The 11623-nt window shown below is 52.5% G+C and carries 11 protein-coding genes; 9 read left to right on the forward strand and 2 right to left on the reverse strand.

Annotated features, from left to right (window positions below):
- Window positions 1-16: 16 nt before the first annotated feature.
- Window positions 17-784 carry a class I SAM-dependent methyltransferase gene (locus ACY1JZ_RS23510; protein ID WP_270166917.1) on the reverse strand — a complete coding sequence of 256 codons (768 nt, stop codon included), beginning with the start codon at window positions 782-784 and terminating at the stop codon, window positions 17-19.
- A gap of 276 nt (window positions 785-1060) precedes the next feature.
- Here ACY1JZ_RS23510 and ACY1JZ_RS23515 point away from each other — a divergent pair, with 276 nt between their 5' ends.
- The 4 genes from ACY1JZ_RS23515 (at window position 1061) to ACY1JZ_RS23530 (ending at window position 5839) form a co-directional block, all read left to right on the forward strand.
- Window positions 1061-1888, forward strand: a complete 828-nt coding sequence (locus ACY1JZ_RS23515; protein WP_462631167.1) for a hypothetical protein — start codon at window positions 1061-1063, stop codon at window positions 1886-1888.
- A gap of 215 nt (window positions 1889-2103) precedes the next feature.
- Window positions 2104-2340 (forward strand): DUF6953 family protein, encoded by a 237-nt coding sequence (locus ACY1JZ_RS23520; RefSeq protein ID WP_270166914.1) that lies wholly within the window; start codon window positions 2104-2106, stop codon window positions 2338-2340.
- Window positions 2341-2481: 141 nt separating this feature from the next.
- The gene (locus tag ACY1JZ_RS23525) at window positions 2482-3690 is read left to right on the forward strand and encodes a hypothetical protein (protein WP_462631168.1); all 1209 of its coding nucleotides are present in this window, start codon (window positions 2482-2484) and stop codon (window positions 3688-3690) included.
- Window positions 3691-4138: 448 nt separating this feature from the next.
- A complete protein-coding gene (locus tag ACY1JZ_RS23530) occupies window positions 4139-5839 on the forward strand; it encodes a proline--tRNA ligase (protein WP_462631169.1) in 1701 nt (566 codons plus the stop codon).
- Between the two features lie 62 nt (window positions 5840-5901).
- Here the strand turns inward: ACY1JZ_RS23530 and ACY1JZ_RS23535 are convergent, their stop codons facing one another.
- Window positions 5902-7122: an MFS transporter gene (locus tag ACY1JZ_RS23535; protein WP_462631170.1), complete on the reverse strand. Its 1221-nt coding sequence runs from the start codon at window positions 7120-7122 to the stop codon at window positions 5902-5904.
- Between the two features lie 309 nt (window positions 7123-7431).
- Here ACY1JZ_RS23535 and ACY1JZ_RS23540 point away from each other — a divergent pair, with 309 nt between their 5' ends.
- The 5 genes from ACY1JZ_RS23540 to ACY1JZ_RS23560 all read left to right on the forward strand — a co-directional run bounded on the left by ACY1JZ_RS23540 (window position 7432) and on the right by ACY1JZ_RS23560 (window position 11566).
- A complete protein-coding gene (locus ACY1JZ_RS23540; protein WP_462631171.1) occupies window positions 7432-8565 on the forward strand; it encodes a glycosyltransferase in 1134 nt (377 codons plus the stop codon).
- A gap of 446 nt (window positions 8566-9011) precedes the next feature.
- The gene (locus tag ACY1JZ_RS23545; RefSeq protein ID WP_462631172.1) at window positions 9012-10370 is read left to right on the forward strand and encodes a radical SAM protein; all 1359 of its coding nucleotides are present in this window, start codon (window positions 9012-9014) and stop codon (window positions 10368-10370) included.
- Complete coding sequence (locus ACY1JZ_RS23550) at window positions 10342-10638, forward strand: PqqD family protein (RefSeq protein ID WP_270166905.1); 297 nt, start codon at window positions 10342-10344, stop codon at window positions 10636-10638. Before ACY1JZ_RS23545 ends, ACY1JZ_RS23550 begins: the two co-directional genes overlap by 29 nt.
- Entirely contained in the window at window positions 10608-11339 is a 732-nt protein-coding gene (locus tag ACY1JZ_RS23555; protein ID WP_462631173.1) for a S24/S26 family peptidase, read from the forward strand. Before ACY1JZ_RS23550 ends, ACY1JZ_RS23555 begins: the two co-directional genes overlap by 31 nt.
- Window positions 11327-11566: a 4Fe-4S dicluster domain-containing protein gene (locus ACY1JZ_RS23560; RefSeq protein WP_270166902.1), complete on the forward strand. Its 240-nt coding sequence runs from the start codon at window positions 11327-11329 to the stop codon at window positions 11564-11566. The genes ACY1JZ_RS23555 and ACY1JZ_RS23560 overlap by 13 nt, the downstream gene beginning before the upstream one ends.
- Window positions 11567-11623 lie beyond the last annotated feature (57 nt).

Here is an 11623-nt window from a genome sequence, read left to right on the forward strand (position 1 = left end):
GAACCCCTGAGGCTGCTTACTTGCGATAGGCTTCGTATACATAATTCTGATTCCGATGTGCAGGTGACTTGCCATATTCGAAGTCAGCCGATACAACGACATCTGAGAAGCCGATGCTTTCCAGCACGAGCTTGAATTCCTCGACCCCATACCAACGTAGTGCAAGTCGCTGCAGCTCTGTCTGAATCAGTGCGCCATGACGCCATTTCTCGTATTTTATTAAGGTAACCTTGTATTGATGGTAGAAATCGGCCTCAACAAGCTTCTCCTCCATGGTGATGAGGTCACCATTAGGCAAGGTGAATGAGGATGCTCCACTGAACGAACCACACTCGAACTGAGTGTCAGGCAGGAACAGATCAAGCACAAGGCGTCCGCCTGGCTGAAGATGGTCGTACAGACGTTGCAAGACGTGAAGCGACTCTTCTCGCTTCTCGATCAACAAGAATGAACCGCTTGGAATGATGATCGCCTCATATTGATGGGGCAGAGAAAGGTCTTGAAGACTGGATTCGTACAGATCGGCGGCTAACGCTCGTTCTTCACAACGTTGACGGCAAGCAGCCAACATTTCGGGCGAATAGTCCACGCCATCCACAGTCAGACCGGATTCTAGTAGCGGAACCAGCACACGTCCAGATCCGACCATGACTTCAAGAACGCGTCCCTTGCAATGCTTCAATCGGTCACGATAATATTCGATATCCCCGCCGATCGATTGGCCCGTCTTCTTCGTGAGCTCATAAACCTCTGTACATAGTTCTCCATAATAGCTATAAGACATACATGTTCCCTCCGTAGGTTGGATATAACACGGAAAGGGATCGTTGGGATTTATCCCTTCCGTACCTGATTATTGGATGTGACGGATGTAGGGATTAACATAAGAATCACTCACCTTCATGTAAATTATCTCCATTATAGATGTATAGTCAGGTTGGATCAACACGGGAAATCCATTCAATATACTCTCGAACTCATATTTTCTATTATTAGGAAACTTTTGGTTGCTGTACATCGTCTTAATAGTAAAAATAGTGCAGGTAAGTGGGAGGGTACGATGAAAGGGAAACGAGGTTTGCGTGTTGCGCTCAAAATGCTGGTTGTATGCGCAGTGGGTGTGGGAGCTTTGGTGACCACCAATTCGATTGCTCTGTTTGTTAATGAAGAAGTGCTGAGCTCTGAAGAAGCAAAGCCTAAACATGCTGCCCTGATCGCTCCGATCATAGATGTAGCAGAGGCGATGGAGGGGGAGGTTAGCCTGGACAAGGGGAACCATTCGCTCTCTGCCCAGACAGGAATTACGAAGGAGAGAGTTGCGGCCTGGATCACAGAGCAAGGGAATGCGGGGAAGGACTTTTACCTAGACGGTTTGACCTTTGAAGAGGTAAATATTGATGAAGATATTGAGCCGGAGGTGCTAGCCCGTATCGATGGCGGGGTACATCTTGGTGATTTCTTTATCTTCGACAAGCAGGCGGATGGCTCCTATCAATTGATCTTTGAACAGCCGTGGCAAGTCGAATCCTGGAGCATGGAGAGATTTCGTGCGGAGGGAATGAACCCTATATTTAACATCGTCACCCGTACAGGTGGCACCGGGATCGATGTCATCGAATCTCATCTCATGTATATGGACGATGCGGGAGTATGGACGGAGGCTTGGAAGGGGACGCTTAAGGATCGTTCTGCATTTCAGGATAAGTATCACCTGGTCATAGGCAGCTACCAGTTCAATGATGATCATGGGGAGCTGTTCTATTGGCAGACGGAGGTGGATGCATCCTTAGAGGATGACCAGCAAGAGGAATACCAACAGGAGGGTGACCCCAAGACCTCGATGACAGTCTTCACACTTCAACAAGGCAAGTTTATCGAGAAGCAGTGAGGACAGCTAGTAGAGCTTGAAGAGTGGTCGTCATGAGGCAGTATGCTCAGACACTCGCAACCGCCTAATACCTGTATGGATGTGTCCCGCGGCGGGTTGTTCACCTATAGACTGGCCCCAAATAGACGAAAAGCCCCGAAGGAAGTATGATGGATAGACATGCGATGAAGATGCGTTGGAAGCATGGTGCATGGTATAGAAAGGGGTATAATTACATGGAAACAACCGAGCAGCAGGTGGCGGAGTGGATGGTGCAGGAAATCAGGTTCAAGGGGATGCTGTACCAGAGCGAGGCGATTGAATATGTGAAGACTCATTTCGGTGAACAATTCGTGTTCGTGAATGAGAACGGCAATGCATCCTTGTCCAAAGAGGTGAAGAAGGCCTTCCGCAAGCTTCACCGTGGTCGCATTGCTTGGGATCGTGATGCATTCTTCTGGGCTTGGACCTGAGCGGATAGACATACTGGCACATGGTGGCGAACATTAGTTCTTTTGACCGTTGATTCGGGACGAAGGAATGCTCTACTATAGGGACAATACCTTTTCTATGTGGCAGTAGTGCGCCTTGCTATAGAAGAAAGGATGACCCCAATGTCCAATAATAACCAAGCCCGTCCTCCTGCCCGTTCCATAAGCGAAGTCGGCCACTATCCTATCGACCTGACGGCTCCTGACAGTCATACGCTGGTCATTAAGCCTGGTGTAGGCAGCTTATCCATCGGACCGTCCCAACTCGGGAAGAAGGCTGACCTTCATGTCGAAACTGATGCACGCATGGATTGGACGGTATTCGAGCCATTCGCTACACCGGCGGGCTCTCCATGGCCGCGATACCTGCGCTATACGGGCAGTGACTCCGGCTTTTTCGCTTGGGCGCAGAGTCGTCCGATTGAAGAGATGTCGTGGGAGCCCATCCTGCCAGCAGACACGGCGGTGGACGCCAGCCAGTCCACTATTCATGGCTTGCATATCGAGTTGAATGCGTCCGGTGGGCGTCTGCACCTGAAGCTGGGTAAGCAGTTGTTCCGCCTCAGCTTGTCTGGCGATCTCTCGCGCGTCACAGTCACGGGCGATATGCCATCTATGTTAACCCTCTCCCCGCATACCAGCCGGCGTAGAGATGACCCCCCGCTCATACTCCCTGATCTGGGTGAGCTGTACCAGGCTACGAGCCTGACGCTGCATAATGCTCCTATGGGACAGCCCATCTCGCTGGAGTGTCTGAGTCGATTCCCGAGCCTGGATTCTCTAAGCTTGTGGGGGAGCTTCTGTGATCTGGACAAGCTGGCTCAGCTTGATCAGTTAACGGGTCTGGAGCTGCGCTTCATGCCTGATCTGGAGGCGTTGCCGTCCTTGGACACGTGGCCGCTGCTGGAGAGGTTCATTGCGTACAATGTGGAGGAGACCGCAGGCAAGCGACTCAGGCAGCAGATGAAGGCTCGTACCAAGACCCGCCCATGGAACGACTATGCCTCAGTGAGCCAATTGCGAAAGGCAGAGTGGTGGCAGACCGAGTACGGCAGACCGTTCTCCTCCTGGCCGAAGCGTCTGTCCAAGCTGGCTAACGAGGCGTACAACACTGCACAGGCGGCTATGGCCGAGGCGCGCAGCCTTGCCGATGCGGAGGCTGCCATCACCGCATTCACCCAGCGCTTCAACGCCCTCAAGGGCATCGAGACGACCGAACGGGAGAATCTTGGTGAAGCGGTATGGCAGCTCAGCCAGTCGGAGCACCAGATCGGTCAGCCGATCGCAGAGGAGATGGCTCAAGGTTGGTTCGATGCAGCGCGTGATTATTAAGTAAGGCTGCTATCAAGCGGTCACTCTTGACAAGGAAAGAGCGATCATCTATGATCAATGCAATAAATGACAATAACTGCTAAGATCAAGGAGCATGTATCAGAATCGGTGGCGCAGAGAGGGACCCTAGTGCTGCAAGGTCTCCCCCGTATGATACCTTTCCCGCCTTGTGAGCTGCAGCGGGGAAACCTACGTAACCGTTGCCGGTGCCGACCGTTATTCGGATGGAGAATCGCAGTCAATCCGCGATTAAACTTAGGGTGGTACCACGACACATTCGTCCCTGACGAATGTGTTTTTTTATTATAAGACGATTATATTACACGCCAGAATTTATAAGTGCTGTTGGCCTTATATTGTGCTTCTATATCTACGCGAACAGAAGCTTTGTCAGCCAATGATGGCGTTAGCCATTTACGCTAATTTCTCACTAGAAGGGGGCATCTATATGCGTCAGACCCAACTATTTGCCAACACATTACGAGAAGCGCCAGCGGAAGCGGAGGTCATGAGTCACCGATTGCTATTAAGGGCGGGCTTTATCCGTCAGCTTGCTGCCGGTATCTACACTTACCTGCCGCTCGGTCGGCGCGTCCTGCACCATATCGAACGCATTGTGCGCGAAGAGCTGGATGGCGCAGGCGCACAGGAGCTTCTTATGCCAGCACTGCAGCCTGCGGAATTGTGGAGGGAGTCGGGGCGCTACGAGGCTTATGGACCGGAGCTCATTAGACTGACAGATCGTCATCAGCGGGAATTTGCACTGGGCCCCACGCATGAGGAGGTCATTACGTTGTTGGTCCAGCAGGAGATCAATTCCTATCGTCGGCTGCCGGTGACACTATACCAGATCCAGACGAAATTCCGCGATGAGCGTCGTCCACGCTCGGGTCTGCTCCGGGGGCGGGAATTTCTCATGAAGGATGCTTATTCCTTCGATACCTCATGGGAGGGACTGGATCGGTCGTATCGAGCAATGTATGCTGCATACCAACGAATATTCGAGCGGTGCGGCCTAGCTACCAGAGCGGTAGAAGCCGATGCGGGAGCAGTCGGTGGCCAGGGAGGCACCCATGAGTTTATGGCTCTAGCCGATATTGGGGAGGATATCATCGCCGTATGCTCTCATTGCGGGTACGCGGCGAATATCGAGAAAGCAACGTCCCGGGAGGAACGTAAGGAAGGGATGGGCCATCATGTCCCTGCTTATGAAAAAATCCACACGCCCGGCGTGCGCACCATAGAGCAGCTTACCCAGCATCTGCAACTCGAGCCGAGTCATCTCATGAAGACACTTATCTACATGGCCGATGGAAAACTGGTCGCAGTCCTCGTCCGCGGAGATCATGAAGCTAACGAGCTGAAGGTGAAGAATGCATTAGGAGCCGATACAGTAGCGTTGGCTGATGCAGAGGCGATAACAGGGGTCACAGGCGCCGCGGTCGGGTTCGCAGGGCCGATCGGGTTAACCATTCCTCTGCTTGTCGATGATGCGGTTGCTCGGATGGCGTGCGGCGTAGCTGGTGCAAATGAAAGCGAATATCATGTAAAGAACGTCGTTCCAGGGCGGGATTTCACGATCGAGCGCGTCGGTGATTTCCGCAACGTCAAGGAGGGAGAAGCATGCACCCGATGCGAACCCGGCAGGCTCCGCCTTGTGAGGGGAATCGAGGTAGGGCATGTCTTCAAGCTCGGGACGAAATATAGTGAGGCATTGGGAGCCCGCTATCTGGATGCGAACGGAAGAGAGCAACTGGTGATGATGGGTTGCTACGGGATCGGTGTGTCGCGAATGCTGTCGGCTATTGTGGAACAGCATCATGATGACCGTGGAATCGTGTGGCCTACGTCTATTGCCCCTTACAGCGTGCATCTGATCCCCATCTCCATGAAGGATGAGACCCAAAGAAACGTAGCCATGACGATATACGATGCGTTACGGAGGAGGAAGATCGATGTGCTGTTGGACGACAGGGACGAGCGTGCGGGGGTGAAGTTCAATGATTCGGACTTGATCGGCCTTCCGATTCGTATTGTCGTGGGCAAGGATGCGATTCATGGCAAGGTGGAATACGTCGATCGTTACACAAATGACAAGCAGTTGCTATCAATCGACGACGCTCTCCTCCGAGTCAGCGCCAGCAATTAGCAACATCCGCCAGGAACAGAGCCATTCCGACAGGAATGGCTCGAACGACTAGCGCACTGGGGTCAGACGCTTCGTGCCATAAGCCGCGAGTCCTTAGGCAGCAGCAGCGCGAACACGCCAAGGAGCGGCAGGAAGGCGCACGCCTTGATGATGACGGCTACGCCGGTATGATCCATGAGCAAGCCGAGGATGACCGAGCCGAGCCCGCCCATGCCGAACGACAAGCCGAAGAACAGACCGGAGATCATGCCGACTTGACCCGGCAGCATCTCCTGCGCATAGACGATGATGACAGAGAAGCCTGACATGAGAATGGCGCCGATCGCGAGGCAGAGGATGACCGAACCGATCGGGCCTGCATAAGGCAGCCAGAGCGAGAACGGTGCGGTACCTGCGATGGAGAACCAGATGATCTTCTTGCGGCCGAACCGATCCGCGAGCGGCCCGCCGAGCAGTGTGCCGACCATCCCCGCGAATTGCAGCGCGAACAGTGACACCTGCGCTCGCTCAAGCGGGAGGCCGTACTTCTCCATGAAGTAGAACGAATAATACCCTGTCATGCTCGCCAAGTATACAAATTTGGAGAACAGCATCAGAACCAGCACCGTCAGCACGAATACGACGAAGCCGCGCGAGAAGGGTGATGGATCTGATACAGCCGTCGGCGCTTTTCGCATCATCGAGCGCATCTCCAGGTGCCGGCCATACCATCTGCCGACGAACCACTGGATGACGATGCCGGATATGGCTAGCAGCGTAAACCATAAGAAACCAAGCTGCCCAAGCGGCGTGATGATGAACGCGACCATGAGCGGTGCAAGCGCCTGGCCGGTGTTGCCGCCGACCTGGAAGACGGATTGCGCGAGCCCGCGGCCCTTGCCAGCGACAAGATGGGCGACGCGCGACGATTCAGGGTGGAGCACGGACGAGCCGACCCCGATCAGCGCCGCGGATAGCAGCAGCATGGCGAGCCCTGGCGAGAAGGCGAGGCCGATGGCGCCGAGTAAGGAGAACACCATGCCGACCGGCAGCAGCCACGGCATCGGCCTGCGATCCGTATAAGCGCCGATCAGCGGTTGAAGGATGGAGGCCGTCACATTCAGCGTGAAGGCTACCCACCCGATTTCGGCATACGTCAGCGACAGCGACTGTTGGAAAATTGGAAAGACGGCGGGAACGGCGTTCTGAATCGCGTCATTGAGCAGATGTGCCATGCTGACGCCGAACAGAACGATGTTGGCTGTTTGCCTGGGAGTAGCGGCTTGAAGCGCCGTTTGCGACATTAGAGATCACCCTTTCTTTACTTCCAAATAAAATTAAAGCATGGCAATCGTTCAGTGGATGGCATGAGAAATGAGCGTCACCACCTGTGGTATGCGAATAGAATAACACATCCAACTTAGTTTGTATATTAAACAAACTAAGTTTTTTTAAATTGCTGCGCCCATTTTGTCGCTTCACCTGCAGGCGGAGTCGTCCATTAGAACGATTTACTTGAAACTGAAAAGGTGTTAATATGTGGGAATAAAACGAGAATATACGAAGTGGATCTGGTTGTGGAGAGTCAAAACTAATCAAGGGGGGAAGCCGTATTGAACATCGTATTTGTAGTGGATATTGTATTGAGTGGCCGCGGAGGAATGGAAACGGCGCTTTCGTTAATCCATGATGAACTCAAGCGCAGGCACCATATCGTTATTCTTCTGAAGGGGAGATCGGCAGATGAGTCATGGGAGGAAGGGATGGTCACCGTCCCGTTGTTTCATAAGTTCAATAATCTTCTTCCGCCAAAGTATATGTTGAGTATGTATGCGGCAGCCCTGTCCAATGCCATGAAGAGCCTGTTGCCCATCGACATCATCATATCTACAGGCTCCACCGGGGTTGCTGCCGCCAAAATGGCGACTGAACGATTGAATATACGAGTGCCTGTTGTAAGCTGGCTGCACTTCAATCTGGATTTCTATGTGAAGGGTTTCGATGATTTGCAGGCTGCTGACGGTCACCTGGCCATCAGTGAAGGGAATCTCAGAGACATGCATTGCGTATTCCCTACAAAAATCAACAAATTAGTATATAATCCGGTACGGTATGACGACGTATCCTATGTTGCACGACCAGACACTCCGCTGTTCCTGTATATGGGCAGGCTTGCCAAGGTCAAGAGGGTGAACCACATCATGCAGGCTCTATCGCCGTTACAAGATCATCCGTGGGAGCTGCACATCATCGGAGATGGAGAGGAATATGAGTCGCTGCTTAATCTGGCTGAACAACTAGGCATACATAACCGTGTGGTATGGCATGGATGGCGGCAATCCCCGTGGGATGTGGTTACCCGTGCGACCTCTCTCCTCTTGGCGTCCGATACGGAGCCGTTCGGATTGGTTATGACCGAAGCGCTGGCCAGGGGAATCCCGGTCATCTCCAGCAACTGCAACTATGGCCCAAGAGAAATCGTGAACCAGAGCAATGGGTGGCTATATCCATCGAACGATCTGGAAGAGCTCACGTTGATATTGCGAAGGGTAATGAATGGCGAATACCGACTGCCGTCGCCAGAGTCATGCAGGGAATCGGTTCGAGCATTCGCGGTCGAGACCATTGCGGAGCGATACGAGCAGGCATTGGAAGCGATTAAAGCAGGCGCGGAAGCAAGCATGCGAGAGCTACAAGAGCAACACAGAGTACTATGTTCACAAAATGTTCAAAAAATAGTTGACTAGGAAAGAGAATGGAGTTATTCTAAAAAAGTAAATAAAAGACTATTATTATAGTAAATGATTATAATGTAATTAATAAACATACCCCATCTAGAACAACGTTCAAATTCTCCTCCACCTCAGACCCTTCTGACTTGGCAAGCATGTACAAGCAGTATACTCACGCTATATACACTCTTCTATCCAATGCAGTCCCTTCACGAACAACACAGTTGCTCCTATTGTTTGAAAACGCTTTCTCAGGCTTATGAGAGGAGGTGATAACATGACTAATTATAAAAAACCGGCTTTCCGTAAAGTGGAGTCCGCCGCGATTGCGGTAGCAGCAGGCTGTGGCTGTGGTTGTGCATTTTCAGTTGGCGGCGGCTATGGATGCTAAGCAATTATTATCATGAAACAGGAAGAGACCCGATTACGGGTCTCTTATCCCAAACAACGGAGGAATGATCATGCGAGTCGATCAACAATTGCATATTCCATACGTCGCCGTATATTACGAGGATGGCAACTATGTCGTACATAATCATCAGCTCAACTGTTGGGTGGTGTATTCTCCTGACGAATATGAGATTGCATCTGAATTGATCTACGGCGGCAAAACCGCAGCAGAGCTCATCGAGGCTGGCAGGAATGGCGAGAGTGTCAAGCGGGTCGCGAGAAAAATGCTGATGTATCGCGTGGCTTATCAGGGGGAGAGACCCGAAGAATACGCTATTCTGGACCAGATGCAGCAGCAAGGGCTCGGCAAGGTAGCGCCGACGGCTATCTATTTCGTAACAACCTACAAATGCAATCTGAATTGCATCTATTGCTATGCGGACAGCAGCCCGGAGCGCTCCATGAATGGAGATATGAATACTGAAGAGGCCAAGGATATGATCCGGCAAATAAGAGAGCTGGGCACGAGTACGATTGTATTCACGGGCGGGGAGGCTTTCATCCGCAAGGATATTATGGAGTTGATGAACTACAGCAAGGAAGTCGGACTCCGTGTGAACGTGATTAGTAACGGAACCTTGATTACTAGCCGTGAGAAGGTCCAGGAAATTGCAAAGGTGGTGGATTTGTTTACGGTTAGTTTTGATTCGCTGGATAAGGAGGAGCATGAGGCGAACAGGGGCAAGGATACATGGGATCGGGCTCGCAAAGCGATTGATCTTCTGCACGAGGCCGGAGTCAGGCTGAAGATTAATCAGACGGTAACCAGGCACAATCCCAATTCAATCGAGCCTCTATTGGAGTTTGCGACGAAGCGTTCGATCCGGTTGAACATCGTCCCGCTCGCGCAGCTCGGCAGGGGAGACGAACGGATGCAGGGTCTGAACTTTGCCGAACGCCGCCGTATCGCCGACCGAATGCTGGATATGGAGATGGACGCCGCCCACGATGATTGCCATGCGTTGAATGTGAAGCAGTTTGAACGCAGAAGACATTGTGGTCACGGTACGAGTGAATTTTCCATCGATGCCAAGGGCAATGTGTTCCCGTGCAAGCTGATGCATTCTCCGATGTTCCACGCGGGGTCGATTCGGGAGAAATCGTTAAGAGAGATTTGGGAAACCTCCGAGGTGTTCGAGCGTTCACGGAACCGGACGGTTCATACGCTGCCGGAGTGCATGAAGTGCACCTTCCGGGAATCCTGCGGCGGGGGCTGCCGCGCCTTCCATTGGGGCGCGACGGGTGACGTGGATGGAACCTTCTCCCAGGACTGCTCGGGCATTCGTCGGGGTATTCGCAGGAAGATGGTCGCTTATTTCAAAATGGCAGGAGGTCAGGCCCATGAGCCAGTCGTATCAAATAGCCGATGATGTATTCTTTGATGAGAATGTGGAGGGGGTGTTCATTCTCTCGGGTTCAGGAGAAGTATATGTTCTGGAGGATGATGTAAGTAAAGCGGTCTGGAGCCTCCTCTCTGAATCTGCACAATCGCTCGCCTTCATCTGCCATCAGATTAAGGAAAAGTTCAAGATTGGCGATGAGGACAGTGTTGAGGACGACATCCGAGATTTTGTGTCCGCCCTATCAAAAATAGGAGTATTAAACGAATGCACAGTACCAGCAGACAGGATTTCCTGATTCGGGCGCTGCAGCATGGGAGGCCGATCTCGATCGCTATCGATGGCAATTGCATGCACCCGCTGCTCGTTCATGGACAACATGCCGTTGTCCATCCTGTAGATGAGGTCAAAGCGGGCGATGTCGTATTGGTACGGGATCAGGTCAACCGTTTTTTGGCTCATCGTGTCCTCAGCCTTGAGCAGGATACGATCATTACATCGGGTGACCGCAATCATATCTCCGATACTCCCGTGCAGAGGGGAGATGTCTTGGGGCGCCTCGACATACCTGGGGACGTGGGGAAGGAACGGAGTGCGCTACCTGCAGCAAATGCATTAAAGGTGGTAGCTCATCCGAATACGATCAGCCAAGCCGACTGTCAGGAGCTATCCCAGGCATTCGCTGTTGAGATGAGCATCGAGGAGAACCCCATCGGCCAACTGATGAGCCTGCGCGAGCAGGGATGGGCCACGATTGCGATTCATGCAGGGGCGCGGCAGCATCTTTCCGACCTGCCTGATCTTGGGGACAGGGTGGCTGCCTTCGTTGGATACGACGTGGGGAAGGAAACGGATGCCTCATCCGCAACGATCGGCGTGAGCGATGTCAGTGCAGTGGCGAGAACGGCAATCAAGTACTGGAACAGCCTGCCTGCACAACTAAATGTAGCAGCAATCATAGGCTTTCATATGAGGAGGACAGCGTTATGTCATGGGTAATTACGAGTGCATGCGAAGGGGAGCGTCTGGCCAAATGTACCGTGGCCTGTCCTGAGGATGCCATCCAGACGGCACCGGGCGCCAAGCAATTCTATATTAATCCGCAGCAATGCACAGATTGCGGCTTATGTGATCTGACCTGCCCTGTAGCCGCTATCTTCCCGGAGAGTGCGGTGCCCAAGCAATGGAAGGCAAGCATTGAGGAGAATCGATTGTTCTTTCTCTAGGGCGTGTCTGAGAACTCTGAACGGAACAGATCTGGCCGAATTTTCGTTCCAGGCAAG

It is taken from the genome of Paenibacillus sp. J5, assembly GCF_054955055.1.

What these genes read in the sequence shown, in the direction of transcription:
- ACY1JZ_RS23515 (WP_462631167.1), top strand. Translation starts at nt 1,061, where the DNA reads ATGAAAGGGAAACGAGGTTTGCGTGTTGCGCTCAAAATGCTGGTTGTA.
- ACY1JZ_RS23525 (WP_462631168.1), top strand. Translation starts at nt 2,482, where the DNA reads ATGTCCAATAATAACCAAGCCCGTCCTCCTGCCCGTTCCATAAGCGAA.
- ACY1JZ_RS23560 (WP_270166902.1), top strand. Translation starts at nt 11,327, where the DNA reads ATGTCATGGGTAATTACGAGTGCATGCGAAGGGGAGCGTCTGGCCAAA.
- ACY1JZ_RS23550 (WP_270166905.1), top strand. Translation starts at nt 10,342, where the DNA reads ATGAGCCAGTCGTATCAAATAGCCGATGATGTATTCTTTGATGAGAAT.
- ACY1JZ_RS23530 (WP_462631169.1), top strand. Translation starts at nt 4,139, where the DNA reads ATGCGTCAGACCCAACTATTTGCCAACACATTACGAGAAGCGCCAGCG.
- ACY1JZ_RS23545 (WP_462631172.1), top strand. Translation starts at nt 9,012, where the DNA reads ATGCGAGTCGATCAACAATTGCATATTCCATACGTCGCCGTATATTAC.
- ACY1JZ_RS23520 (WP_270166914.1), top strand. Translation starts at nt 2,104, where the DNA reads ATGGAAACAACCGAGCAGCAGGTGGCGGAGTGGATGGTGCAGGAAATC.
- ACY1JZ_RS23535 (WP_462631170.1), bottom strand. Translation starts at nt 7,122, where the DNA reads ATGTCGCAAACGGCGCTTCAAGCCGCTACTCCCAGGCAAACAGCCAAC.
- ACY1JZ_RS23555 (WP_462631173.1), top strand. Translation starts at nt 10,608, where the DNA reads ATGCACAGTACCAGCAGACAGGATTTCCTGATTCGGGCGCTGCAGCAT.
- ACY1JZ_RS23510 (WP_270166917.1), bottom strand. Translation starts at nt 784, where the DNA reads ATGTCTTATAGCTATTATGGAGAACTATGTACAGAGGTTTATGAGCTC.